General features: G+C 51.9%; 18 protein-coding genes and 3 tRNA genes. 3 read left to right on the top strand and 18 right to left on the bottom strand.

The window, feature by feature from the left end:
- Window positions 1-2: 2 nt before the first annotated feature.
- Window positions 3-1,451, bottom strand: a complete 1,449-nt coding sequence (gene leuC, locus CULFRC11_RS04860) for a 3-isopropylmalate dehydratase large subunit (protein WP_023635580.1) — start codon at window positions 1,449-1,451, stop codon at window positions 3-5.
- Between the two features lie 77 nt (window positions 1,452-1,528).
- Here leuC and CULFRC11_RS04855 point away from each other — a divergent pair, with 77 nt between their 5' ends.
- Window positions 1,529-2,254, top strand: coding sequence for an IclR family transcriptional regulator (locus tag CULFRC11_RS04855; RefSeq protein WP_014836292.1), 726 nt, complete (start codon window positions 1,529-1,531; stop codon window positions 2,252-2,254).
- Here CULFRC11_RS04855 and CULFRC11_RS04850 read toward each other — a convergent pair.
- On the bottom strand, window positions 2,249-2,824 hold the full coding sequence (locus CULFRC11_RS04850) for an HD domain-containing protein (RefSeq protein WP_023635579.1): 576 nt from the start codon (window positions 2,822-2,824) through the stop codon (window positions 2,249-2,251). The genes CULFRC11_RS04855 and CULFRC11_RS04850 overlap by 6 nt on opposite strands.
- 95 nt (window positions 2,825-2,919) lie before the next feature.
- On the opposite strand from CULFRC11_RS04850, the gene bioB reads away from it, so the two are divergent.
- Both bioB and CULFRC11_RS04840 read left to right on the top strand, forming a co-directional pair.
- A complete protein-coding gene (gene bioB, locus CULFRC11_RS04845) occupies window positions 2,920-3,909 on the top strand; it encodes a biotin synthase BioB (protein ID WP_038620508.1) in 990 nt (329 codons plus the stop codon).
- 128 nt (window positions 3,910-4,037) lie between these two features.
- Entirely contained in the window at window positions 4,038-4,895 is an 858-nt protein-coding gene (locus CULFRC11_RS04840; RefSeq protein ID WP_023635577.1) for a TraB/GumN family protein, read from the top strand.
- Window positions 4,896-5,086: 191 nt separating this feature from the next.
- Here CULFRC11_RS04840 and CULFRC11_RS04835 read toward each other — a convergent pair whose 3' ends face one another.
- From CULFRC11_RS04835 to CULFRC11_RS04760, 16 genes are all read right to left on the bottom strand, one after another.
- Entirely contained in the window at window positions 5,087-6,691 is a 1,605-nt protein-coding gene (locus CULFRC11_RS04835; RefSeq protein ID WP_023635576.1) for an ABC transporter substrate-binding protein, read from the bottom strand.
- 24 nt (window positions 6,692-6,715) lie between these two features.
- The gene (locus tag CULFRC11_RS04830) at window positions 6,716-7,444 is read right to left on the bottom strand and encodes an ABC transporter ATP-binding protein (RefSeq protein ID WP_023635575.1); all 729 of its coding nucleotides are present in this window, start codon (window positions 7,442-7,444) and stop codon (window positions 6,716-6,718) included.
- A complete protein-coding gene (locus tag CULFRC11_RS04825; RefSeq protein ID WP_023635574.1) occupies window positions 7,441-8,091 on the bottom strand; it encodes an ABC transporter ATP-binding protein in 651 nt (216 codons plus the stop codon). Before CULFRC11_RS04825 ends, CULFRC11_RS04830 begins: the two co-directional genes overlap by 4 nt.
- The gene (locus tag CULFRC11_RS04820; RefSeq protein WP_038620505.1) at window positions 8,078-8,899 is read right to left on the bottom strand and encodes an ABC transporter permease; all 822 of its coding nucleotides are present in this window, start codon (window positions 8,897-8,899) and stop codon (window positions 8,078-8,080) included. Before CULFRC11_RS04820 ends, CULFRC11_RS04825 begins: the two co-directional genes overlap by 14 nt.
- 2 nt (window positions 8,900-8,901) lie before the next feature.
- Window positions 8,902-9,864, bottom strand: coding sequence for an ABC transporter permease (locus tag CULFRC11_RS04815; RefSeq protein ID WP_023635572.1), 963 nt, complete (start codon window positions 9,862-9,864; stop codon window positions 8,902-8,904).
- Between the two features lie 64 nt (window positions 9,865-9,928).
- On the bottom strand, window positions 9,929-10,669 hold the full coding sequence (locus CULFRC11_RS04810; protein WP_023635571.1) for a PIG-L deacetylase family protein: 741 nt from the start codon (window positions 10,667-10,669) through the stop codon (window positions 9,929-9,931).
- Window positions 10,670-10,919: 250 nt separating this feature from the next.
- The gene (locus CULFRC11_RS04805) at window positions 10,920-11,843 is read right to left on the bottom strand and encodes a DUF5655 domain-containing protein (protein WP_023635570.1); all 924 of its coding nucleotides are present in this window, start codon (window positions 11,841-11,843) and stop codon (window positions 10,920-10,922) included.
- 230 nt (window positions 11,844-12,073) lie between these two features.
- Window positions 12,074-14,755 (bottom strand): AAA family ATPase, encoded by a 2,682-nt coding sequence (locus tag CULFRC11_RS04800; RefSeq protein ID WP_023635569.1) that lies wholly within the window; start codon window positions 14,753-14,755, stop codon window positions 12,074-12,076.
- A gap of 2 nt (window positions 14,756-14,757) precedes the next feature.
- The gene (locus tag CULFRC11_RS04795; RefSeq protein ID WP_023635568.1) at window positions 14,758-17,862 is read right to left on the bottom strand and encodes a type I restriction endonuclease subunit R; all 3,105 of its coding nucleotides are present in this window, start codon (window positions 17,860-17,862) and stop codon (window positions 14,758-14,760) included.
- Window positions 17,859-19,025 (bottom strand): restriction endonuclease subunit S, encoded by a 1,167-nt coding sequence (locus tag CULFRC11_RS04790; RefSeq protein WP_023635567.1) that lies wholly within the window; start codon window positions 19,023-19,025, stop codon window positions 17,859-17,861. Before CULFRC11_RS04790 ends, CULFRC11_RS04795 begins: the two co-directional genes overlap by 4 nt.
- Window positions 19,022-20,590 (bottom strand): type I restriction-modification system subunit M, encoded by a 1,569-nt coding sequence (locus CULFRC11_RS04785; protein WP_023635566.1) that lies wholly within the window; start codon window positions 20,588-20,590, stop codon window positions 19,022-19,024. Before CULFRC11_RS04785 ends, CULFRC11_RS04790 begins: the two co-directional genes overlap by 4 nt.
- Before the next feature lie 839 nt (window positions 20,591-21,429).
- Window positions 21,430-21,505, bottom strand: a tRNA-Glu gene (locus CULFRC11_RS04780).
- A 718-nt stretch (window positions 21,506-22,223) separates the two neighbouring features.
- Complete coding sequence (locus CULFRC11_RS04775; RefSeq protein WP_023635565.1) at window positions 22,224-23,633, bottom strand: cutinase family protein; 1,410 nt, start codon at window positions 23,631-23,633, stop codon at window positions 22,224-22,226.
- A gap of 253 nt (window positions 23,634-23,886) precedes the next feature.
- A tRNA-Glu gene (locus CULFRC11_RS04770) sits at window positions 23,887-23,959 on the bottom strand.
- A 34-nt stretch (window positions 23,960-23,993) separates the two neighbouring features.
- Window positions 23,994-24,065 (bottom strand) — tRNA-Gln (locus CULFRC11_RS04765).
- Window positions 24,066-24,167: 102 nt separating this feature from the next.
- The gene (locus CULFRC11_RS04760; RefSeq protein WP_023635564.1) at window positions 24,168-25,301 is read right to left on the bottom strand and encodes a CE1 family esterase; all 1,134 of its coding nucleotides are present in this window, start codon (window positions 25,299-25,301) and stop codon (window positions 24,168-24,170) included.
- Window positions 25,302-25,389 lie beyond the last annotated feature (88 nt).

Here is a 25,389-nt window from a genome sequence, read left to right as displayed (position 1 = left end):
GTTCACTCCTCGTCCAAGTCCGCTGGGCTAGCCAATGTCCCTTTAATAGCTGTTGCTGCTGCGACTGCTGGTGATACTAGATGCGTTCTCCCCTTAGGACCTTGACGGCCCTCAAAGTTCCGGTTAGAGGTAGAGGCAGAGCGTTCGCCAGGCGCCAGTTGATCCGGGTTCATTCCTAGGCACATGGAACACCCTGCTGAGCGCCACTCAGCACCGGCAGCGATAAAGATCTTGTCTAGTCCTTCTGCTTCTGCCTGTTGCTTAATCATGGTTGAGGAAGGAACCACGAGCATCCGTACTGAATCCGCGATGGTGCGACCAGCAAGAATTTCTGCGGCTGTGCGCAGGTCTTCCATGCGTGCATTGGTGCAGGAACCAAGAAATACTGTGTCGATCGCAATATCTCTTAACGGTGTCCCTGGGGTCAGCCCCATATAATCCAGCGCTTTGTGTGCGGCGGCTTTCTCATTATCGCCAGCAAAGTCTTCAGGCGACGGGACGTTTTCACTGAGCGGAAGCCCCTGGCCTGGGTTTGTTCCCCAGGTGATAAAGGGGGTGATTGCCGAGCCATCGATGTCCACCACGGTGTCAAAAACAGCACCCTCGTCTGTAGGCAACGTCTTCCAATACTCCACCGCTTGATCCCAGTCTTGTCCTTGCGGGGCAAGCTCTCGGCCTTTGATGTAATCAAAAGTGGTCTGGTCGGGTGCAATCATGCCTGCACGCGCGCCAGCCTCAATGGACATATTGCACATTGTCATGCGCGCTTCCATAGACAGCTTCTCGATGGCCTCACCGCGATATTCAATAACGTGGCCTTGTCCCCCGCCCGTCCCAATCTTGGCGATGATCGCCAAGATGAGGTCCTTGGCAGAAACCCCGGGCTGCAGTTCTCCAGAGACATTGATCGCCATGGTTTTAAAGGGTTTGAGGGAAAGCGTTTGGGTGGCCATCACGTGCTCCACCTCTGAGGTGCCAATGCCAAAGGCCATAGCACCAAAAGCGCCGTGCGTGGAGGTGTGGGAATCGCCGCAGACGATAGTCATTCCGGGTTGAGTCGCCCCCAGCTGGGGTCCCACCTGGTGGACGATACCTTGTTGCGCGTCCCCCATAGCATGAAGACGAACACCGAATTCCGCACAATTCTTGCGCAGTGTTTCCACCTGTGTGCGAGAAACCAGGTCATTGATTTCTAGCAATGATCCTGCCGCAATGCCTTCCGTGGGAACGTTGTGGTCCTCGGTGGCAAGGTGTAGCTCAGGGTGCCGCATTGTGCGCCCAGCCATGCGTAGGCCGTCAAAGGCTTGGGGTGAGGTGACCTCGTGTAGGAGTTGCAGGTCAATGAAGATAAGATCAGGCTGGTCGCCCTCGCCGCGTGAGATCACATGGTCACGCCACACTTTTTCTGCAAGGGTTAACTTCTCTTCTTTCGATGCCACGGGGCTGGTCATGGATCGAATCACCTCTTTACATAATCAATTCCATACTTAAGGATGAATCCCATAAAATGGAATGCTAGTATCGTGTCATGGGAAAGATTAACATAGATCCAGCCGCCACAAGCGGTATTAAGGTTCTCGACCGCGCAGTAACCATAATGCTGACCGTCGCAGAGCACCCCCTCTCTCTGACAGAGCTGTGCGAGGCCACCGATCTCCCCCGCGCCACCGCCCACCGTTTAGCCACCGCGCTGGAAACGCACAATATCCTCACGCGCACTTCCGACGGAAAATGGACAATCGGCGCCGTGCTCACCTCCCTTGGGGCAGGAAGCTCCACCAAGCTTATCGACGTCGCCACCCCCATCATGGCGCACCTCATGAACGTCACAGGCGAATCGGTACAGCTCTACCAACTCGCCGGAGCAACCCGCGTATGCATCGCTGCGCAAGAACCCGCTATCGGACTCCAAAACACCGTCCCGGTAGGAACACGACTCCCCCTGACCGCGGGTTCCGCAGCGAAAGTCTTCCTAGCGTATTCCTCCCCCACACTACGTGAGGCCATGCTAGACGCGGGAGCGCAATTTACCGCAGAAGACCTCGAAGAAGCCCGCAGCAACGGCTGGGCCGAGTCGATCAGCGAACGCGAAGTCGGCCTGGCCAGCATCTCCGCCCCAGTCTTTGATAGCGAGGGCCTGTTTATCGCGGCACTATCAATTTCCGGCCCCACCGAACGGCTACGCCCCGCACCATCAACACTCTGGGCGCGCGACCTTACCCTCGCGGCCCAACGACTATCAGAATCTCTATAAAGCTCCGAGCTTTTCCACCATAATCCCCATCTGCCGCAGCACAGGATTATCTTCCCCTAAGCGGTCAGCAAGCACGCCATACACACTTGCATACCACCATTGCTGACGTTCTTTCCCTGCATTAAAGCGCTCCCACAGAGCATCCCCTAGATCATCATAATCTTGCAGTATGGAGGCAAGGTTATGAGACTTATCCGCAGCGCATACGCATAGAGCTGCTTCGGAAGCGGAGCGAAGATGCTGCAGGTAGGCGTCGCTACGCTCCTGCCAGGAAGACAGCGACTCGTCCTTGGTCACTTCCCCCACGATTTCCAAGACTCGTGGGCCAAAAGTCTCCTCGATCTGCTCTGCTGAGAACTCGTCCGGCGCATCTTCGAGGACGTCGTGAAGCAAGCAAGCTATAAGGATGTCCTCATCGTCTGTCATGGCGCTGGCGATATTCATCACCGCAAAAACATGAGAAACGTACGGGATAGAAGTTCCTTTGCGGTACTGATTCCTGTGGGCCACCGCAGCGATGTTTATCGCATTGAGGAGGCGCGGAGAAAGGGCTAATTGTGCGTGTGTCATGCTTCCATCCTAACGGCAGCAAGGGCATCCAAAGCGCTCTATGCCACAGTCAATTTGCCCTACCGAGCACAGCCAACAGTGGTTAAATCACATTCATGACCACCATATTGAACGATGTTCAAAACTTAAAAGAACGCGTACTCGCAGGTGAAATCATCGACCGCGACACCGCCCTCGCGCTTCTCGACGCACCCCTCGATGAGCTTGCCCAAGCCGCCGATGACATCCGTCAACACTTCTGCGGCAACGGCTTTGACATGTGTTCCATCATCAACGCCAAAAGCGGACGATGCCCAGAAAATTGCACCTTCTGCGCCCAGAGCATCCGCTTTCCCAACATTGAAATAGACAAATACCCGCTCATCACCGTCGACGAGCTGCTTACACAGGCCAAAGAGAACAAAGAAAAAGGCGTACTCCGCTTCTCTATCGTCACATCAGGGCGGAAATTACGACGCGACGAAGTAGAGCGCATCTGCGAAGGCGTGCGCCGAATCCGCGCAGAAATAGGCATCGAAGTCTGCATTTCCGCAGGCCTTCTCACCGAAGAACAATTCACCTTGCTACATAACGCAGGGGTAAGCCGCGTTCACTGCAACTTAGAAACATCACGCAACAACTTCCCCAACATCTGCACATCCCACACCTTTGAAGACAAAATAGAGACGCTAGAAGCCGCCAAGCGCGCCGGGATGAGTCTCTGCTCCGGCGGCATTCTAGGCTTAGGCGAGACCTTTGAAGACCGCATCGATATGGTCATCTCCGCCCGGGAACTCGGCGTAAAATCCATACCGGTCAACGTCCTGGTAGCCATCGAAGGAACCCCGCTCCAAGGGATGGTCCCCGTGGCACCAGAAGAAGTACGCCGCGCAGTAGCCATCTTCCGGTTCCTCTGCCCTGACGCCGCAATCCGGCTCGCCGGCGGACGCGAATTACTTGGCGACCACGGCGAAGCCTGCTTTACCTCCGGCGCCAACTCGGCCATCAGCGGCGACATGCTCACCACTACTGGCTCTACCATTGCCAGCGACTTGGCGCTGGTCAAGGAGCTGGGGTTTGATGTGGCGCTGGATCATGACGATTAAGGCAGATTAGACACTCTCCATACCAGCAGTTTTCTTCGCCTTTTGCTCCTCTTGTTTTCCATATCAAAACTAAGGGGCTGAAGTACGCTTACAGTGCATATAGCCAAAGTCGGCATTAAACAAGTTAGGTGATTGACATCAACGAAAAATCGCTGAAGCAACCAGCGCATTCAGACCCAATTTTTAATGGATCATTATTTTGGTCCATTAAAAGCAAGCACTCTGCTGTGTCCTTCCTCTGGGGTTCTTTGCATCACATTGATACGTCTAAGATCGTCTTGCCGCTTCCAGCGCTAGATGACCTGATGAATACAACCGACACACTCATCGTGGAAGTAGATACCGAGCGTATAGAAGATGGATACTCGAAAAACCTCCTGGCGTCGGAAAATGCGTACTTTGATTATTCCCAGCTGCTAAATAAACCCTATCTGGAAAAACTTCTGCATATCTGTAAGGAACAACCAGATTCCTTGCTTGCTTCTGCCCCGATCGAATCAGTATCGCCGGAGGTTATGGCTCTACTGGTTTCAGCACAAAAGGAAATGAAGTCCAAGCTATACGGGACACCGAATCTGCAAATTGAGAGTCGTTATATCCAGCGCGCTCGCAAAGCGAAGAAACCGATAATTGAACTTGAGACCGTGGAAGAACAATTACAAGCGGCTTTGACCTCCAACGATCTCTCGAAGCAAATCGAGGAACTCAAAACGGCAATTGATTCCTATGACGCTGACATGCCAGATGTTTACGCTCGATACGCGCAGCAAGATTTACGACTATTAAATACTAAAGAATTTTTCCAACATGCAATGATCCAGCGAAATAAAACAATGGTTCAAAGGCTCATCCCCCACTTACAACGCCAATCGGCTTTTATCATCATCGGAGCAGCACACTTACCTTATTCAACTGGTGTACTGGCCCTATTGGCAGAGGCTGGGTATCAGATCACACCATGTGTTTTGCCTGTAGGTCAGGGATGACCAGTATGTCGTTTTGAGAACGCTAGCAGCTACAAGCGCTGCAAAACCCAAGAAGCAAATTCTAGCGTTCTCAAAAACGACAATTACTTCCTACCCGCCTCTCAAAATCACGCGGTTTGAGCAAGAAAGCCGGTGCCCCTTTGTTAAGGAGCACCGGCTTTCTCTGATTCTTAGGCCTATAAGGGATGCGATTACTTCTCTAAGAACGAGGAAACGTTGATAATGCCTTCACCTTTTTGGAAGACAAAGCCATCATAAATAGTGGGATTATGCACGGTAATCAGTTGTCCGTACGCATAAGGCCGCGCAATGATGGTCTCTGCGTATATCTTCTCTAGCTCCTTGACCAGGCTTTCCTTTTCTTCTTTTGACCCGGACTTCACGTAAGCATCAGCACGTTGGTCAAACGTGGGATTCTTATACTTGCCAAGGTTAAAGTCTCCCAGCGTTGGGTCTGATGCACCCATCTGGACGATCGTCGATGCTCTCAATTGCGTTGGCCCCGACCACCCAAAGATCGTCATTTGGTAGTTAGGCTCCTGGGAGACGTCAAAGCCAGGCCACACATGCTCGTCAAGGGTGTCTGAGTCCATGGATTTTACGCGGACATCGAGACCGATTTTTGCCAGTTGCTGCGCAATGGTTTGTGCTGCGGCGAGCCGCAAGGCAGATTCTGAAGAAAGAAGCTCGATGTTAAAAGGCTTGCCGTCTTTGTTTGTGCGGAAATCGCCCTCACGCTTATATCCAAGTTTGTCGAGCATCTTTTCTGCCTTGGCGGTATCAAACTCATACTTGAGCGACGTATCTGCCCACGGCGAATGTGGTGAATAAAAGCCTGCGGTGGGATGGTCGGCATGCCCCAGATAAACCCGCTCGATAAGAGCGTCCTCGTCGATGGCAAGGCTGATGGCCTGGCGGAATTCCACGTCTTTAAAAGGTCCCACGCTTGTATTCATGTAGATCATGTCATTTCCAAACCCTGGCCCGCTGGTTACTTTGAGGCTTTTCTCTTTCTCAAAAGTTTCGGCGAGCTCTGGCGCGAGGGCGGAGAATGCTGTCAAATACTCTCCCGATTTTAGCCCCTGGTGGATAGCGGCTGAATCGGTGATGATCGGCATATTCAGCGTGCCGATTGCAGGTTTCCCTAGGAAGAATTCGTCATTAGCGGTAAGCACGTACTTCTGTCCTGGGACATATTCGGTCAGTGAGTAGATGCCGGTGCCCACGTGTTCGGTGACTTCATTGGCCTTTTTATCTTCAAAGACATGCTTGGCAATGATCGGCATATCCGTCAGTACTTCCTCAACAAAGTAAGGATTTGAGTCGGCCAGAGTGAAGGTCACGTGGTTTCCGTCGACATCCATAGAGGAAATCCGGTTCGCAATGTTCTTCCAGCGAGCTCTGTCACTGCCTTTGGCGTAGTTGAAGGTGAATGCTACGTCTTCAGGCGTTAGTTTCTTCCCGTCATGCCAGCGCACGTTATCGCGGACCTCGATGGTGTACTTGGTGTAGTCACCATTGACTTCATATGACTTTGCTAGATGCGGTTGAACTTGTGCATCCTTATCGACGCTAAAGAGCGCGTCATACACTAGACGCAGGGCGGTAAGTCCGGGGCTTCCCGTGACGTAGCTGTAGGGATTAAGTGAGTTTTCATCTCGGTGAATAGGGATCACCGCGCTTGCGACCTTACGCCCCGACGCTGTGTTAGTCGAGGGTGACGACCCTTGAGTGGTACAAGCGGCGAAGCTCAAAGCCATCACTGCCGCACATAGAAGGGAGAAGACTCTCCGCATGAATTTTCCTTTCAAAAATGCCCGCTACCTGGACATATTGAGGTGACGTACATAGGCGGCAAGATCATTCGCCGCACAATCCATCTCCCGAACGTACGGTAGTTGACTAGTTGTTAAATCGTTGTTGGCCGTGATGTGTTCGATCATCTTCCCCTGACGCATCACAACGGTTGAATCTGCTATCCCTTGTGCAAAGGCAAGGTCATGCGTGACCACCACAACCGCAGCGTCGTGCTTCATCTCCGCAATTATTTCGCCGATTCTTTGGGTGTTTATGGGGTCCACCATCGATGTCGGCTCGTCCATCACGATGAGATCTGGTTGTATAAGAACGGCGCGTGCGATGTTGATACGTTGTAGTTGTCCTCCTGATAACTCGTGGGGCCGACGCTGCGCTAAAGCTGAAAAATTCAGTCCTAGGCGAGAAAAAACCGAGTCGATACGGTGAGCGTCGATGCGTTTTTTCGCAAACTTGAATGGTTCCGCCATGCTCTGCTCTATGGTGAGCAGAGGGCTTAAAGACGTATACGGGTCCTGCAGAACAAGCGCCGCCTGCTGTGCAGGAAAGACGCGCCCTGAGGTGGGCTTGATCAGGCCCAACAACACGTTGATCAGAGTTGTTTTGCCGCTTCCGCTTTCACCCACGATGCAGACAACATGACCCGTGGGGAAATCGAGAGATACGTCCGAAACACCGACCGTCTTCCCATAGCGCTTGGTAATCCGCTCAACGCGGATCGGGCAGGTACTCATTGGCCCTCCTCGAGGGAGACGACAGAATCCGCCAGAGCACTCATAATCCGCGGATCGTGAGAAACGAGGATCGCTGATAATCCCAGATGTTTTCTCAGCCTGTCCAGGAGAGCCACGATATGTGCTTCCACCAGTACGTCGAGACCTGTCGTTGCCTCATCAAGCACGACCATCCGGGGGTTGCAGGCCAGGGCGAGTGCGATACAGACGCGTTGCCGCATCCCTCCTGAAAGTTCGTGAGGAAACTGTGCCGCAACGTTTGGAGCAAGCTCGACGACGTCGAGAAGCTCGCAGATACGTCGGTGCGAAAAATCTACGTTGTTTGCTTTGCAGGTTTCTTCAATGGTGGTTCCGATGCGAAACGACGGATTCAACGATGACATTGAAGACTGAGGTACAAGCGAAATATCACGCCACCACCGGTGCGCGCCCATCGGCGTGCCAGAAAACAGGATTGTCCCCTCGACGCTCGTTCCGGCTGGGAGGTTGCCAAAGATTGAGCGAATGATCGTTGTTTTTCCGCTTCCGGAACTTCCCATCAGGCCCACGAACTCGCCTTCTCTTACCTTGAGGTCAAAGTCTTTGACCACCGGTTTTACCGCTCCCGGATACGTGACTGAGAGGCTACTGACATCAAGCAATGGCATGAGACAACCTCGCGTCTGAGCGTTCTTCAATCTTGTAGGCCAACATCATGAGTGAAAAACTCACCACGATGATGCACATGACCGCAGGTAGTGCCCAATAAACCCAGGTACCAGTGGTGAAAGCGTGCCGGGCTTGGGCATGATGCAGGATTGTTCCCCACGATGTGGTGGTGAGAGCACCGATTCCCAGAAAAGCGAGCGTGGATTCTGTCAAAATAGTCGACTTAAACCTCAAGACATAGCGATAGACGAGCATGGGGGCGAGTTCTTGTAGAACGTGAACTCGCACTATATAGAGGTCAGATGCCCCCATCGCGCGGATTGTTCGGATGTATCCGCGCCGCTTAATGTCAACGACTTCACCACGCACAAGACGGAGAAGATAAGGCCAGCTCATGACCGTGAGGACAAAGACCATCGACCAAAAACCTCCTTGCATGATCGCAGCAAGGAGCAGTATCGCCGGAAGCGCAGGGACAGCCATGAAGAACTCAGCTACCCGCATGATCGCACAATCAGTAGCGCCTCCGCGAAGCCCCGCAATCGCCCCTCCTACAAAAGCGATCGTGAGCGTGATCAGACTGGCCACAGTCGCGATAGCTAGTGAGTGCCGGGTTCCCATAATGAGCTCCGACAGGATGTCTTCTCCCAGGTGGTTCAAGCCGAGCCAATGCTTGGCGCTCGGCGCGCTAAAAGGGCGGCCTTGCTGCACGGAGGGGTCATAAGGCGCAAAGGCTGGCGCGAAGATCGCAACGATTACAAGAATCGCAATAATAACGAGGGGCCACCAAGATCTGAGAAATTTCATGGTTATATCTCCGCCCCGATGTTGACTCGGGAATACAAACGATCCGATAGGTAGCTGCTAGCCAACACCAAAAGCGAGATTGCAAGGAAACTCGACTGTATGAGCGGATAGTCCCTGTTAAACACTGCCTCAGTCATAACCTGGCCGAGGCCGGGGTACGAGAAGACCGATTCCACAACAAGCGAGCCGGAAAAGAGATAGCCCACGTCGATCATGAAGATAGTAAATACCTGGGTTAAAGCATTGCGCGTGATATACCACCGACGCACGCGGTCCTCGCTGATATTGCGTAGTCGCGCAAGCTCAACATAGCTGTTGTTGATAACGCGTAATGTCCCCTGGCGCATTGCAATGAAATACGTAGTAATCGTGCCAAACACCATCGCTAGGAGTGGGAGCGTTAGGTGGTGGGCAACATCCACGACCCATGCGATTCCCGAGTGTTTGTGCCACAGGTCTACTGCCCCTCCTAGCGGGAACAGGCGCCACGTGGCAGCAAACAGCGAAAGCAACACAATGCATACCCAGAAAATAGGAATCGAACTCATCAAAGCTGCCCCGACAACATAGCGGCGGTCTTTGCCCTCGCCTCGCTTAAGCGCGGAACGACGTCCCAGCCACGCACCGATGAAGGTGGAGAGAAGCAAGTTTGCGCTGGCTAGGAGCAGCGTCCACGGTGCCGCACGTAACAGGATCGCGGTTATAGACTCTTTTTTGGCAAAAGACGTTCCCCAATTGAGCGTGAAAAAATCGCGGATGTAGAAGAAAAACTGTTGCCACAATGGCTTGTCCAGCCCGTATGCCGATAGAAGGTTCATCCGGTCTGCTGCGGTTAATTCGCCCACGGCATCACCCGCGACGTGCTTGAGCGGAGAGCCAGGCATAAACCGGGGCAGGGCAAAATTCACGATGAGCAACGCGATAAACACGAGTGCGTAGAAGTATGCGCTTCGATTTCGATGCATCGACGGTGGCTTTTCAGGCTCGCGAATGGCGGTGTGGGCGCAGGGACTGGACGATCTGCATGCGCTATAGGTGATCGACGTGGAACATGCCTACCTTGCGATATGCCTCAGCAAACGCAAAGTGACCATGCCCCAAAGAACCGTTGTTCAAGTAAAGGGCCCTATTGAACTCGCGCAGGGATTTCTTGCCCCGCTCAAGGTTATCCATCGTGGCCCAGCCCGGAACAATTTTTTCCATGGTCTCCGAACCGTGGTAGCGATCATAGTGCTGCGCAGAGAATTCCAGCTGAGATTCTAAAAGGTCAAGCGCCCCCTGCTTTTCCTCCCACACATCTGAAATAGACACGATGGTGTTGGGTGAATCAGGACTCATAAAGTAGACCTCAGGCAGCGCCACAGGATCACCGAGTTCGACCCGCCATTGGCGAGCTGACAGCGCAATCGAGTCCAGAATCAAGTTCATTGCTTCACGACGATCCGGGTCAAAATCCTCAACGGAGTGCTCGGGATCCTGCGTAATCAGCACTTCAGGGGCCGCTGCTCGTATCGCCTTAACGATCTCAGCCTTATGGGCCACATCATTTTGTATTTCGCCCAGTGCAAAGCCAAGATAATCAACCGAAATTTTAAGTTTTTCACACGCCGCGGTGACCCCTGGGCGCATCTCCTCACCGCACAACATAATTGCGGCGCTCGACTGGCCGCCCCTATTCGCGTTTTTAAGAAGCGCGCCTCCCACTTCCACAGCTTCCATTCCGTATACGCCTAGCAGCATGATCCGTTTGCCAGCTGGAGCGGTTGCCATGGTGAGGTCTCCTTGGTTATGGCCAAATATTGTCGAGCATTACGCGCCAATCATGAATCTATGAAGCTAGATTCGTAATAACGCCTTAATACTCTAATAAACAATTGAATATTTACAAAGTATGGTGAGCTTTCCTATGAGTTATTGCAGAAGGAATACTTTGTCGCGGCCCCAGTGACGGCCGAATACTCTCGGAATGGAACCGTACTGCCGTCAATCGTCGGAGTGAGAAACTACGTATCAGCACAGACTACTGATTGATGCTATAGCTCTGTTCGAGGAGCATCATGAGGTAGTCCAGATCAGTCTTCGGAGTGACCTCGACGCGGTATTCACCGTTTCCCCAGTGTCCAATCTTCACCGGATCAGCCAAGTTTTCCGCTATTCCTCGTGGATCTTCAAGAGTACTGCTCTTGACATTGATAAACACCCAGAGCTTGGTCTTCTGAACAACGACGTCGACCACGTTGCGAGTCATCTTGAACGCTACATAGAGTTTCTTGGGCTCGAGTTCCATCTCTTGATCGAGGCCGAGGAGTCGCTCCTTGAGTTCTTCGAAGAGCTTTCGGCTGGCCGGCCCTGACTTCGCAAGGTGATCATCCAGCGTATAAGTGACCTGCAGCGGCTCAGGCTTCTTCTCGACGCTGGTGCCCAGTTTAGGGACTCCCTGGAGCTTCACCTTCTGGTAACTTTCCGTGTCCAAGGTGAGCATGTTGTTCTCGAACAACTGATAGCGCATCAGCTCAATCTTGATCGGAAGCAGATCTGCGGTATCGGTATCAAACTTGCTGTAGCTCTCGGCTACACAAATCACCCGTGGAGCATCCCACTGGACCTCTTGCTCGACGCCCTTTTCTTGGCAAAGGACGTGGAACGAGTCTTTGTGGTCGAGCAACCAACGCAGGTATGAAAGTCCCTGATTAATGACATTCTCGTTCTGACCCTTCTTGTACTCGATGATGCACGGATTACCGTCATCATCGATGCCAAGGGTATCCATCCGGCCGCCAAAGCTGGTGGAGTACTCACTAGCCAAAAAGCGGACGCCAAGGATCTCGTGCAGACTGCCCTCGAAGATTTTCTGGATGTCTCGCTCCAGAACCTTCTTCCCGTTGACGGTAATCATGGGCTTAACCTGCTTGGCCGAGTCCTGGCCCACTTCAAAGAGAATCATACAGCGATATTATATCAGTTTGACCTGGGGTTTTATACCACCCAAGGGCTCGCATTTCAAAACAAAGCGAGCCGGCCAGGGATTGGGCGGTTGGCCTAGTGCGCACTGGTGGGTGTCCTTCCAGCTGGGATACCCAGCTGGCAAGGCTCATTCAACTTTCCGTTGAAGATTTATTCCAACTCACTCGACTTGAACTTGTGCGTTCGAAACAGTGAATTGTCCCATTGAGCTTACTTTTTCTTCCGCCTCTGTTCGATCTCCTTGCGAAAACTATCGAGCTCGTCGATCTCCTTTCTAAGTTCGTCTGGGGTTAGAGGAGTGGACAGATCACCCTCGGGTGCTGCATGCCCTCGAAACTCCTTGGAGTGCTTCGACATTCCAAGATCGACACGTGCTATGTCCTCATTGCTTATACCGGTCACGTACCTAAGCCGCTGTGTTTCAACGCTTCTCTTGAATCTAGTCACGACTCCACCCAAGAGCTCTTGCTCAACAAAAATCTCCCAGCACTCACGAATGGCGCCGGAGATATCCCGAGACTCTCGCTCGTAAGCCTCGTTATCCCCGGCACGATAAATAGGTCCAGCATCTTGGATTCTCGCACGAACGGATCCGATTTTGCTTTTCAACTTAACGCTATTCCAATGTCCTTTTTCTGTCAGGACCCCAGTACCATCCACGGTTCGGTTAATATGTTGATAGCAGAGCGCTGGAATCTCAGAATCGCCGGAAGCAGTTCGTTCCTTATTGAAACGTTCATGCTCTTCATATAACTCTCGAACAAAAATAACGTCATGGGAGAAAACTATGACTTGTCGGTGCGCTGATTCAATCACTAGCCGTCTTGCTACGTATCGCCGATAGTCCTGGTCCAGGCTGGAGACTGGGTCATCGAACACAAGTACTGATCCGTCACCCGACTCAGTCAAATCAGCAAAGAATCCCGCAATGGCGGTCATCCTATGCTCTCCTTCGCTCAGTACATCAGCGACCGGCTCGTCCCGAGCGTCTTCGAGTATCACCTGGATATAGTTGATTCCTCGCGAAGCTTTCCGAAAATTCAGCGCTACTGGAACCCGATCAATTCCAAGCACTTTGGTTTCTTGCTTGAACTGTTCGCAAACTTTATCCACATATTCTTTCGAAAGCACCTTGTTTTGACGCGTCGCACTGCTCGTCGAGCAGGCAGACTTCGCCTTTTTGATTGCTTGCAACAACACCTGGCGATCATGCTCGTTACGCAGGGTCTCAGCGTTATCGAAAAGCCGCTTTTGAATGCTCAGTCGATCAAATTCTTCGTGTAACTTTCCCACGGCTTCGGCAGCGCTGTCCGCAGTTCGAAATTCGTCGATCTTGGACTTTTCTTGCGCTTCAAGTTGTTCGAGTTGCTTAGATGCCTCCCGCGCACTCCGAGAAAGATCTGCCCAGTTTAATGGCTTGGAGAGCTCATAACTGGCCTCCGCGATCGCCTCCCTGTCCAGGAGAGATTGCCTAGCATCTCGGAAACTCATGAGCACTGACTCGATTTTCTTTGATAGGTCAGGATCGTAAGAAGAAACAAGTTCGATGTGATCCTCCGCATTCGGGATCATCAAGGCTGTCAAGCGATCTGTTTCATTTTTCAAGTTCGCATTAGCCCGATCCAAGACCTTCCTGGCTTCGTCTGCTACAAAAGTCTCGAACTTCTCAAATAGTTTTCGAGCGTCGTCCTCAAGATCCTGCTGGCACAATGGGCAAGATTGTAAATCAGACATTCTCTCGTCCCGATTTTCTGGGTCAAGGGAATGCGCGCACGCAGCACTCCAGAGCCGCTGCCAGGTAGCATTACCGGTTCCAGGAGCGATGTTCGGATCACGGGCCAACATTCCGGCCGCATCCTCCACAGCTTTGAGAGCTGCGTCTCTCTGCTTCAACAGCTCCGGCATTTCACGGGAGGAATTAGCGTCCAGTCCCTTCTGCAAAGCTTCAATTTTGCCCCGGAGGGATGCAATCCTGTGCATTCTATCCGTAGCTTGTGACACAAGCTTGGCCGGGCTGTTTTGAGTGAGGTTTGAGATGAGTCCTGGAAGTTGCTTGACTCGTTTCTCCTCCTCCGGAGTCAGGCCTTTGAGCCCTTCAAGCAAACTAATGGCAGACTTTTGGCCCAGTGCCGCAACAATCCGGACACCGGCGCCCCGGTTTAGCTCTGAAAGATTCGGCTCTTTTGAGGAAGTTTCAGTTCGCTTCGATTCGACTGCATTAGAGATTTTCTCAAGCGCTGCTGCATATCTTGACAGTGCTTGAAGCTCTGGTGGCACGTAAGCCACCTCAGCCGCCGCTTGAAGGTGCATTCTCGCCGACAGCGCATCAAAGACCCTAATTCGGCGAAGCTCTTCGCGCGAGCTGTCAGAGGCTGCCATCCATGTAAACGCCTTCTCGCCGGCCTCGCCCATTTTAAAGCTAATCACGGCTGACGGATTACCGGACTCCTCATAAACGTTCGAAAGAACTAAACTTGGCGCCCGACTAACTGCCACCTGCTTGATAATTCGCGTATATCCAGACTTGCCACTTCCATTGCTACCCGCAACAATGTTCAGTCCATTACTTTCGAAATCCAGGCGGGCACCTGGAGCCAAGTGGTTGGCATTAGCAATATGCTCTATGCTGCGCAACTCGACTGGCGCACTCTCTGAATCAGTCTTAGTCAGATGGGAGGTCAACAGAGGCTCGAGCACGACATTGGAAATCGGCGCTGGAACAGAAATCCAATCCTCGTTTTTGGAGCATTCATCACTAATCACGATGTTGGCATAATTCTCCAGGGAGTCGAAATCGAGAACTTCACCTTCACAAATCCGGCGGAGCAGATCTCGCTGCCAATCACTCTGTTTGTCTGCCCACCCAACTAACCGTTCAGCAAGATCCTGCATAATTAATCAATTCTCTCCTGACTAGTAAGCCCAAAGAATCGTTCAAAGAACTCACCGAGCTTCTTCAAAACTCGGCTCTTCTTTTCACCGTGCCCGCCAGTCGGAGCAAAACGAGAAACCGGCGGCAAAATCCTCGTTATAGCTGTACCTGAGGACTGGATCCCACCATCGCGAAAGGCCATCTCGACGAATACGTTTGTTTCCACCGCACTCAAGTTTTCTTCTTCGATAATCCGGGAGAGCTCTACTTTCTTCCGCTCGGCAATAAATGCTTGCCACTCTTCATCAATTGCGCCACTGGTAGAAACCGAATCAACGAAAGCCTCGACCAGATCCTTCTTGTTGCGCAGGCTCGGGCTGGCATCGACCGCGCGAGAGATCTCAGCGCGGATCTCCTTGTCATCACCATCTCCACGCTGCTCGCGATACTTCTGCACCAACATGAGGACGTAATCGACATTGATTTCGATCTGCTTGACCAGTTCGATCTCAAAGACCACATCATCATTGATTTCTTCTTTCTCTGCCTCTTTCTCCTGTCGGTACTCCGCGTAAAAGTTGAGGTAAATGCTGCGGTAATCCTGATCCTGGCGATCAGACAGGATGGCGTTACCTTGGAAATCGTCAAAGGAGGTCAGGATGTTCTGAAGGCGAAGTACAGCACCGTATAAAGCGATGAACTCTTTCTGTTTCACCTCCCCGACAATTTGCGTTCCGAGTGGAAACTCGTCCAAGAGGTCTCCGACCTTCTGGGCGTACTCGTCGTAGTACTCGCGGTAAGGCTTGAGCAGCACCACTCCCCTAGCGTCTTTATTACCGAACAGCGCAATTGCGTCGTTGGTCTGCTCCTCAAGGTCCCGGAAGCTGACGATATTGCCGTAAGTCTTGACCGAGTTCAGGATCCGGTTGGTACGCGAATACGCCTGGATCAAACCATGCGATTTTAGGTTCTTATCTACCCACAAAGTATTGAGGGTGGTTGCGTCAAAACCGGTGAGGAACATGTTTACCACAATGACCATGTCTAACTCACGATTCTTCAACCTAAGCGAAAGATCCTTGTAATAGTTCTGGAACTTATCCGACGAAGTGTCATAACTAGTTCCAAACATCTGGTTATAATCACCAATTGCTGATTCCAGGAAGTCACGAGACGAGGCACCCAAGCCACTAGTATCGAAACCTTCCTCGTCGAGATAATCCTCACTCTCAACCTCGTTAGCAGCATAGGAGTAGATCAGTCCGATCTTGAGCCGCTGATCAGAGGGCAGATGTTTTTGTTGCTCGACGAATTCAGAATAATAGCGTTTAGCAGCACCAATGGACGCCGTAGCAAAGATCGAATTAAAACCGCGGACCCGGCTACGGCTTTTCTCCGCAATAATCTTGTTTCTGCCGCCGGCCACCTGGGCAACATTGGCAATAATGGAATGCTGGTAGCTACTTGAACGCCGGGTCTTCTGATCAAAGTGCTCGAGAGTGTACTTGACAACCTCGCCAATGCGTTTAGCTGAGAGCAGCGCCTTCTCTGTATCGATAGCGGAAACCTGCTTGTCATCGACTTCACCAATCCGAACGGTATTGACGTAGTCGATGCGAAACGGCAGTACGTTCTTGTCAGTGATCGCATCTACGATGGTGTAGGTATGCAGCTTCTCACCAAAGACCTGCTCAGTAGTTCGCAGATGCGGTTTGCCACTGGTACCGGCATTCTCAGCGAAGATCGGTGTGCCTGTAAAGCCGAACAGGTTGTACTTTTTAAACGCCTTCGTGATTGCCTGATGCATGTCACCAAACTGCGAGCGATGGCACTCATCAAACACAATGACCACATGGCCATCATAGATAGCATGGTCCTTGTTGCCGGAGATGAACGTAGAGAGTTTCTGGATCGTAGTAATGATGATCCGAGCGTTCGGGTCTTCAAGCTGTTTCTTGAGCACGGCAGTTGACGTGTTGGAGTTGGCCGCACCTTTCTCGAAACGATCGTACTCGCGCATGGTCTGGTAGTCGAGATCCTTACGGTCTACGACGAACAACACCTTGTCCACGCTAGGTAACTTCGAAGCCAGCTGAGCCGTCTTGAATGAAGTCAAGGTCTTTCCAGATCCGGTGGTATGCCAGACGTAACCACCTGCTCCAATGGTGCCCAGAAGTTTATAGTTGTCTGCCACCTCGATGCGCTGCAGGATCCGCTCGGTAGCAACGATCTGGTATGGACGCATCACCATCAGGGTGCGATCCGAAGTCAGAACACAATATTTGGTCAGAATATTTAGCAGAGAATGCTTGGCAAAGAATGTCTTGGTAAAAGCCGTAAGTTCATAAATCGGCTTGTTCTGTGCATCCGCCCACCACGACGTGAACTCGAAGCTATTCGAGGTCTTCTTTCCACGCGATCTGCCGGCTGATTCTGCCAGATGAAGTTGGCGAGTCGTGTTGGAGTAGTACTTTGTCAGCGTGCCATTGCTGATCACGAACAATTGAACATACTCAAATAGACCAGAACCTGACCAGAAGCTCTCTCGCTGGTACCGATTGATCTGATTAAACGCCTCGCGAATATCCACGCCGCGGCGCTTGAGCTCAACGTGCACCATTGGTAGACCGTTAACCAGGATGGTGACATCGTAGCGGTTAGCATGCTTAGCGCCGCCCTCCCCCGCTCCGATCTCGTACTGGTTGATTACTTGCAGGCGATTGTTGTGGATATTCGTCTTGTCTAGCAATGTGATGTTCTTTGTCGAACCATCGTCTCGACGAAGCAGCTGGATATGATCCTCGTGGATGCGGATGGTCTTCTCGACGATGCCATCGTTAGCGCCGGCGATACGCTCGGAGAAAAACTGCTTCCACTCCGCATCCGAAAACTCCATCCGGTTGACAATCTCCAGCTGTTTACGGAGATTGTCTTCCAGTTGGGATTGGGTGGTAATCGGGAGATAGTCGTAGGCCTGCGACTCCAACAGTCGGATGAGTTCTTGTTCGAGCTGAGACTCTGATTGATAGGCAGACTCACTTGCCGGATCGGCCTCATACTCTGCCACTACCGTGCTCTCGTTGCTAACAGCAATCGGGTCGTATTTACGGGGTGTCAGATCGCTCATGAAGCCAGCTCCTTAAAGGTAAGAAGCTTGTCACGGTAATACTCGTATTGCTTTCGGCGTGCGGCAATTTCGGCCGGTAGGCCAGAAGAAAGGTCGTTGACAAGGGCATCGAAGGCATCAAGCAGTGAAGCTGCCTCTTGCTGTTCCATAAGGCTGGGAACAGGAATACGCACCTGGTTCAATCGAGACACAGAGAGTCCAGGCTGAGCAGATTTTGTCGCATATTGATTAAGATTCATTTCCGTCAGCATGTGATAAACCCATCGAGAGTCTATTCCGGCCTTCGGCACTGCGACGACTGCATGTTCCGTCGCGTAGAACTCACCCTCGACCCAGTTAACGTTCCCGCACAACGCACCCTGCCGACCAATTAGTGGATACGATCCATGATGACTGCCAATCGCAACGAACCCACGAACGCCATTTCCACCAAAGCATCGAACCCCTCTCTCTGCACTAGCGATGGGAGAAATCTCTGCAGCTTTGATCGATCTTCCGGCCTTAAGGTCCAGACATTCACCTATCGTCTGCCACTCCGCCGAATCAACGAAGCTAAGTATCTGCCCCCGATAGTACTCATACTGCTGTTTTCGTGCTTCCAGCTCTGCTTCCAGCTCTGCTTCCAGCTTAACAAACTGATCGAGAATATCGACGATGACACGCTGAACTTCGAGAGGAGGAACGGGGAACTTGAATCTTTTGAACCCGACCATATCGACTGAAGCAAAACTAGACGTTGTGGTATTTTTTCGACACCACTCACCAAGAACAAATCCATAGTAGTAAGCAAACTTCATAGTCAACCGGCTAGAAAACGCTGGTTTTAGTGACAATGAGGTAAATCTCTGATTGGAGAGATGCGGCACAGTTATCAAGGCATGCTCACCAATAGTCGCGGAGGTCGCGACCAATATAGAGTTTGCAGGAAATAGTTTTCCACCTTTTACTGCGGAATCAGATATCTTCTGAAGAGAATTGTCTAGGATTCGTCCGTTCTCGCGGATATCCTCCATCCGAAACCACGGGACGGAACCATCCTCCCAAAAAGTCGAATTAGACTTTGAAGGCGTATATCCGTTCCGAAGGTCAAATAGCTCCGAGACTGCAAGGTACTCGACACCGTCTGGACACAGATCCTTGATCAACTCGTCAATCCGACTCATTTCACCTCCTCCAGCTCCGCCACAATCGCATCGATGGACATCCGCAACCGGGCCTGACGTTCCACGATCTTCTCGATCTCCGCATTGAGCTCCACGATGTCAACTACCTCGCGGATATCCTCCTTCTCCACGTAAGACGACACAGCGACGTTGTAGTCGTTCGCTGCGATATCTTCGTTAGCCACCAGCTCGGCGAAATGTTCGACACCGCTTCGCTGGGTGTAGGTTTCCAGGATTTTGTCCTGGTTATCGCCCGTAAGCTTGTTCTTGTTCCCGGCCCGCTTGAACTCTGCCGAGGCATCTATAAACAGGACAGAGTTGTCCTTCTTCGACTTTTTCAGCACCATGATGCAGGTTCCGATGGTGGTTCCGAAGAACAGGTCCGGCGGTAGCTGAATGATGGCATCAATATAGTTATTGTCGATGAGATACTTGCGGATCTTTTTCTCAGCCCCTCCTCGGTACAGCACACCAGGAAAAGAGACGATCGCTGCAGTACCGTTAACCGCCAACCACGACAGGATATGCATCATGAAGGCCAGGTCGGCCTTCGACTTCGGCGCCAACACTCCCGCAGGAGAGTAGCGAGGATCATTGATGAGCACTGGATTCGCATCCCCCTCCCACTTAATTGAATACGGAGGGTTAGAGACGATCGCCTCGAACGGTTCATCGTCCCAGTGTGCTGGGTCAGTCAGCGTATCGCCGAGCGCAATATCAAACTTCTCGTAGTTGATGTTGTGTAGGAACATGTTGATGCGCGCCAGGTTGTACGTCGTCAGGTTGATCTCCTGCCCGAAGTATCCCTGCCGGACTCCGCCCTTGCCCAACACTTTCTCAAACTTCAACAGCAGCGAACCCGAGCCAACCGCAGGGTCATAGACCTTGTTTACTTGTTTCTTGCCCACCACTGTAATGCGAGCAAGCAGCTCAGAGACCTCCTGTGGCGTGTAATACTCACCACCTGATTTGCCCGCTGAGGACGCGTACATACCCATCAAGTACTCATAGGCATCGCCGAAAATGTCGATTGTATTGTCGGCAAAGTCCCCCAGAGGAAGGTCACCAATGGCGTCGAGCAGCTTAACCAGAGCCTGGTTGCGCTTCATGACCGTATTGCCGAGTCGATTACTGTTGACATCCAAATCATCGAAGAGTCCCTTGAGGTCATCCTCGCTATCCGTTCCGACAGCCGAACCCTCGATACTCTTGAAGACAGCCTCGAGAGTTTCGTTGAGATTCTCATTCTTCTTGGCATTGCGGCGCACGTTAACAAACAGCTCTGAGGGGCGAATGAAGAAGCCCTTCTCCGCGACGGTAGTTTCTCGACCGAACTCAGCTTGCTCATCCGGGAGAACAACATAATCAAAGTCTGGGGTGCCAGCTTCGCGCTCAAGCTTGTTCAGGTACTCGGTCAGATTTTCGGAAATAAAACGATAGAAAAGCATTCCCAACACGTAAGACTTGAAGTCCCACCCGTCAACGCTACCTCGCAGGTCGTTAGCGATACGCCAGATTGTTTTATGCAGCTCCGCGCGCTGATCTTCTCTCACTTCAGGAATCACTTTCTACTATCTCCTGTGCCAACAAGGACGGCATGTTTGCCACTTACACCAACCAGACTGTTATCCATTCTGGTGTTATCAATCAGCTTATCTAGGGCCCATGACATGCGCCGAACATCCCAACACACAAAGGAAAACTGCTTGATGACTTACACTTTTCATATTATGGCATGAGCAGCATTTTTACTGAAGAACGGCACCGATAACATCATCAATGAAATTCGAATACAAATTCGATACCTGCACCCCAACACAGTCATATCAAATAAGCTTCACCCCAAAGGGAGCCGACTCTCACAGTTCTCTTACCAAATAAGTCATGGGCATCAGCGTTTGGCCACTGCCAAGGGATATACGTATCTCCTGGCAATGATTGAATATTTAAAAGCTGTCGCCACTGAGGCAGACCCTGATCTCACGATAGAACCGTCAACAATAGCCCTTCACAATACGGTTGCGGCGCAGCGTCTTTTATTACCAACGGATTATTCGAATTATGCAGATTTTAGTATAAGTATGGGCTGACAGTTTAATACGCCATCTGTTCATTCAATGCCATGACAAGGGGGGCATTCGAAGTTCTCTTCAGAAAAGATGAAGAATGAAACGCTCTACGGGAAGAGGTAGAAGATTCCTCAAAGTTTTGACGATGCGATTGCAGATCATATGGGTTGTTTATAACGATTCACCGACCAAGATCAGCCTTGGACGGATAAGCATCGCAGGGTATCGAATGTTTAGGAGTGCGCGATAATGAAAGCGTCTAATAAAAACGCCTCTCACTCCAACCCCGCCTGCATAACAAAAACCACCCAAAGCGCTGAGCTTTGGGCGGTAAGTGGTACCCCGTACGGGATTTGAACCCGTGTTACCGGCGTGAGAGGCCGGCGTCCTAGGCCGCTAGACGAACGGGGCAAGTCGTTCATCGCAAGCTTTCGCTGCGGACTCATAAGATATTAAGTGCAACTGCCATGAAGTAGCAAATCGGCACGTAGATGGCCAGAAATCAAAATCCCCACCGCCTAGAAAGACGGTGGGAACCCTTCTTGAGTAGATTAATGGTTTCAGCACTAGGGGCTCTTCCTTATCAATCTTGAGGAACGCTCGAATCTCATCGACATGTAATGCGAAAGTTTCGTAAGCCGGCATCTCGCCGCTTCGTCCGCGCAACCCTGAAGGGGAAGTATGTCGGGATTGCTAATACCTCTTGAAACTAAGGGACGTTACCGCTCCAGTAGTTCTTAGTAGCTCCGGCTTCACGCATCCCTGGCGTTTAGAAGTCCGGATTAGGGCACTGCCGGCGTTGAAAGAGCTGCCGACGCGGTAACCGGAATGTTCTGTTGAATCACTTGCTGCCACGCAACCTCCTTTGCTGGCTCGACTAGCGTGAGCTGTCGACCATGAAGGCCAGTCCCTAAGGAGGCGTTAGATTCCTAGCAGCGTCGTTTTATTTCCTCTAGGATCTTCACCCTTAAAGTTGTGACCTAATCGGTCCGACACCTCACAGTCTAGGCGGGTCACACCTCGTTGTGAAGCACTTTTGCTAAATTTCCTCAAATACCCAGCTCAATAGGATTTTATAAGCACTGTCCCCGATCGGCATTACTCGACATTACGGGGACAGCGCCTTTTATCAGAGGTCAAAATACTCCCATACTTCACGCGTCATCTTGCTGCGTTCTCCAAAAATCTTTTTGGTCAGCCACCAGATTGGTGCTCCCACTTTCTGGAGAAGCCCCATGCGCGCAGTCTGAGGAATTTCCGGCAATGCTGGCCCACCCAGATGCGCCGCTACCACTTTGGACATATCGGTTTGGATCCAGTCGTCTACCCGCTGCCCCTGGATCGTGGTAGGCGTGCTGCTATCACCGGTATAAGAGACGTGCCTGGAGGTCGCGCCAAGTGCCAGGGAGGTTTCTGCAAGCCCAATTTTGCTGTGCAGCGAGCCGACGATGTTGATGAGGCGATCCATGGCCATGTTGCCAGTCAGATGTTCTTGGGTAATGCCAAAGATCTTCGCGCTATCCAGGTAACGCATCAAACTTGAGGTTTCCTCGGCTACGATTTCCAAGGCATTGCGCTGGGCGTCGTTAAGCCATGTGTTGCGCGATGCCGCGTAGAAGCCGTCGCGAACCGGCTGCGGCTCCCCATAATAAAATCCAGAGAGGATCTGGCCAAGGTAAGGCCCCACGGAGATGACAAAGCTGCCGTCTTTAAACATCGAGCCCAAAGAAACGCTGGGACGGTCGTAATTAATCTCTTTGCCCTCTTTGGTAGCCCATTGAGCTACCGCAGCCAGTGCCCCATTGGGGATCACACTGCACACCGGGTCGCCCGAGCTACACACGGAACGAACTTTTCCAGGCAGGTTGCTAAAGGCACCAGCAGGACGTGGGCTGGCAATACCCACCGAACCTGGGTCTGGGAGACCATAGTTTGTGTCAACCATGATCGCCCCATTTTCTGTCACCCTGCCGGAGTAACCGGTGGTCGTGGTGGCGCTATTAGCCGTTATGCGCGACCGACCAGGATCCGCTAGGAGGTACGAGGCGAGAAGTTTTTCCGCAGTCACGCCTTTAATCTCACCGCGCGAAATACGCTCAGTGATCGCCCCGGCGATATCCGCACCCTGGGAGTATCCAGCCAAGATAAAGGACGTCCCTGGGCAAGCGGCAGCGACTTCTTCAACGTGCTTATGTAATGTGTCCACGCCGCCCCGGTAGGAGTCACCGTAGGTTAAAAAGCGATCGAATCCGGTTTTGCTTCCGCCACCGACAACACCGATCGAGGAGTAATACGGAGTTTGCCACACGCGCACATCCGAATGCAGACGAGCAACGTGCTTGGCAAAGTTTGTTCCGCCGAAGCTGAGGATGTCTTGGGGGTCATCCAAGGGGCTTGAGTTTCCCGATCCCCCAGTTACCGCAATCTCTATCCTCGGACACTGCGCCGGTTGCGCCCCCGCTACCGGTATTCCCACGATAGTGCTGCCAGCGCATGCTACTGCCACCAGGCCAAGATAACGCTTTATCCCACCACCCATAAGCGACCTATTCCTCCCTGCATCTTCACATCAATCTCAAACCACTTGGAATGTGCCCACATAAAGTGAACGGATAGGAAAAAACTCCTTTACGTTAAGCAAATATATACCTTTAGCCTGGATTGTTTGAAGGCTTACCCGAAAATTCCCCAAAAATTTCCCATAACCATGCAAAACTTGTCACACCCCACCTAATAACAGGATAAAACATGAAAAAACCACCCAAAGCATTGCGCTTTGGGTGGTCATTTTGTACCCCGTACGGGATTTGAACCCGTGTTACCGGCGTGAGAGGCCGGCGTCCTAGGCCGCTAGACGAACGGGGCATAGAACTTTTCTATCAGAAGCGATTTCTCGCTGCTGGCCTACCAGGACTCGAACCTAGAATGACGGTACCAGAAACCGTAGTGTTGCCAATTACACCATAGGCCATCGCTTAACAGCTTGGTTTGTTTCTCAACACCTTGCTGTGCAACGGGAACTAATATAACCACAACCACTAGAAGTGCACAAATCTGGTGGTCATAGCCCTTTTTATAAATGCTGCCGGCTCAAAAAGTTCCATGCAGCGGTAGAAGCATTGGGGGCTTGGTTCCATACGTGACCTTGACCCAACACTCGCATGTGTTCGGTCTCGGCAGCGCACCCGTTAAATCTTTCGATCTCAACATCCCCAACCTTGAGCTGCGTCGGCTTTTCCGGCAGGCAGCCGTTACGCTGCGAGACAGTGGCAAGGTAGTCCGGAACGGAGTGATATGGGACGCCATGACGATGTCCGCCTTCATAAGCCACCACATGGTCAACCGTGCCGTGTATATCCAGCGTAGGCACCGGCTTCCCCTTACATCCTGCGGTAACCGGAAGATAGTACGCGGATGAGACACTTACGATTCCGGCAAAGACATCAGAAGCATGACACCCAAGGATCGCAGCCATTCCCCCGCCGTTAGACATACCCGCGGCGTACACGCGGGTGCGGTCGATCAGATAATCGCGGTCGATGGCGTCAAGGATCTGCTTAACAAACGCTATGTCTTCCCCGGGAGCGGCAATTGAATAAGGAGCTCCTTCCCAAGAGTTTTCACGCCCAGCAGGAAAAACTAACAAGGCATCATTGCCGGCTTCCCCATCAGCAAATTTGGATTCACGAGCAAAGTGCTCAGGGTCTACCCGCCATCCCGCAAACGCAAACAAGACGGGAGAGGGCGCCGGCCGCTCCGGCCTGTAGTTTTTCCCCACGTGTAAGAGATACCTACGACGAACGCCATTAGCTGCTGTGATCTCTATATTGCGCATCTGGCCAGGCAGAACGGACGGATGCGGGTTATACGTGGAGTCAAAAGGATAAGGACCGGAAAACACAGGCACTGTTTCCGCCGCACCGCCGTAGGGTGCAGCAGCACTCTGAGCAGGAGCATCGTTGTCTTGTGGAATGGCGGGAGTTTGCCTCACCACACTTTTGCTCACCAACGTAGGGTTCGCTTCAACGTCAGTAATTAGAGAAATCGGTACGGCAAGACAACCAATGAGGGCAGCTGAGGCGACTGCTATCGCCACACGACGATCCCGCGTCAGAGCCCTCCACGCGCGCCTTTGGGCCGTGGGCCGTGCATGGCGCGGCCTATAACCTTCGGTGTGCGAGGTTTTCTCGCCGAATCCAAATATCACAAAGATTTACTTTAACTGCTTTATCGGCATTTTCAACGGTACATTCATTTACGGCGCGTCTCATTCACCATCAATCGCAAGCCCAATC

It is taken from the genome of Corynebacterium ulcerans (assembly GCF_000767685.1).
Lineage (GTDB): Bacteria > Actinomycetota > Actinomycetes > Mycobacteriales > Mycobacteriaceae > Corynebacterium > Corynebacterium ulcerans.
Note: the sequence above shows the minus strand (reverse complement) of the source record. Positions and strands in the feature narration are given on the sequence as shown.

Excerpts from the sequence above, each read along its gene's own strand:
- leuC (WP_023635580.1), bottom strand. The coding sequence starts at position 1,451 with ATGACCAGCCCCGTGGCATCGAAAGAAGAGAAGTTAACCCTTGCAGAA.
- CULFRC11_RS04855 (WP_014836292.1), top strand. The coding sequence starts at position 1,529 with ATGGGAAAGATTAACATAGATCCAGCCGCCACAAGCGGTATTAAGGTT.
- CULFRC11_RS04850 (WP_023635579.1), bottom strand. The coding sequence starts at position 2,824 with ATGACACACGCACAATTAGCCCTTTCTCCGCGCCTCCTCAATGCGATA.
- bioB (WP_038620508.1), top strand. The coding sequence starts at position 2,920 with ATGACCACCATATTGAACGATGTTCAAAACTTAAAAGAACGCGTACTC.
- CULFRC11_RS04835 (WP_023635576.1), bottom strand. The coding sequence starts at position 6,691 with ATGCGGAGAGTCTTCTCCCTTCTATGTGCGGCAGTGATGGCTTTGAGC.
- CULFRC11_RS04830 (WP_023635575.1), bottom strand. The coding sequence starts at position 7,444 with ATGAGTACCTGCCCGATCCGCGTTGAGCGGATTACCAAGCGCTATGGG.
- CULFRC11_RS04825 (WP_023635574.1), bottom strand. The coding sequence starts at position 8,091 with ATGCCATTGCTTGATGTCAGTAGCCTCTCAGTCACGTATCCGGGAGCG.
- CULFRC11_RS04820 (WP_038620505.1), bottom strand. The coding sequence starts at position 8,899 with ATGAAATTTCTCAGATCTTGGTGGCCCCTCGTTATTATTGCGATTCTT.
- CULFRC11_RS04815 (WP_023635572.1), bottom strand. The coding sequence starts at position 9,864 with ATGCATCGAAATCGAAGCGCATACTTCTACGCACTCGTGTTTATCGCG.
- CULFRC11_RS04810 (WP_023635571.1), bottom strand. The coding sequence starts at position 10,669 with ATGGCAACCGCTCCAGCTGGCAAACGGATCATGCTGCTAGGCGTATAC.
- CULFRC11_RS04805 (WP_023635570.1), bottom strand. The coding sequence starts at position 11,843 with ATGATTCTCTTTGAAGTGGGCCAGGACTCGGCCAAGCAGGTTAAGCCC.
- CULFRC11_RS04800 (WP_023635569.1), bottom strand. The coding sequence starts at position 14,755 with ATGCAGGATCTTGCTGAACGGTTAGTTGGGTGGGCAGACAAACAGAGT.
- CULFRC11_RS04795 (WP_023635568.1), bottom strand. The coding sequence starts at position 17,862 with ATGAGCGATCTGACACCCCGTAAATACGACCCGATTGCTGTTAGCAAC.
- CULFRC11_RS04790 (WP_023635567.1), bottom strand. The coding sequence starts at position 19,025 with ATGAGTCGGATTGACGAGTTGATCAAGGATCTGTGTCCAGACGGTGTC.
- CULFRC11_RS04775 (WP_023635565.1), bottom strand. The coding sequence starts at position 23,633 with ATGGGTGGTGGGATAAAGCGTTATCTTGGCCTGGTGGCAGTAGCATGC.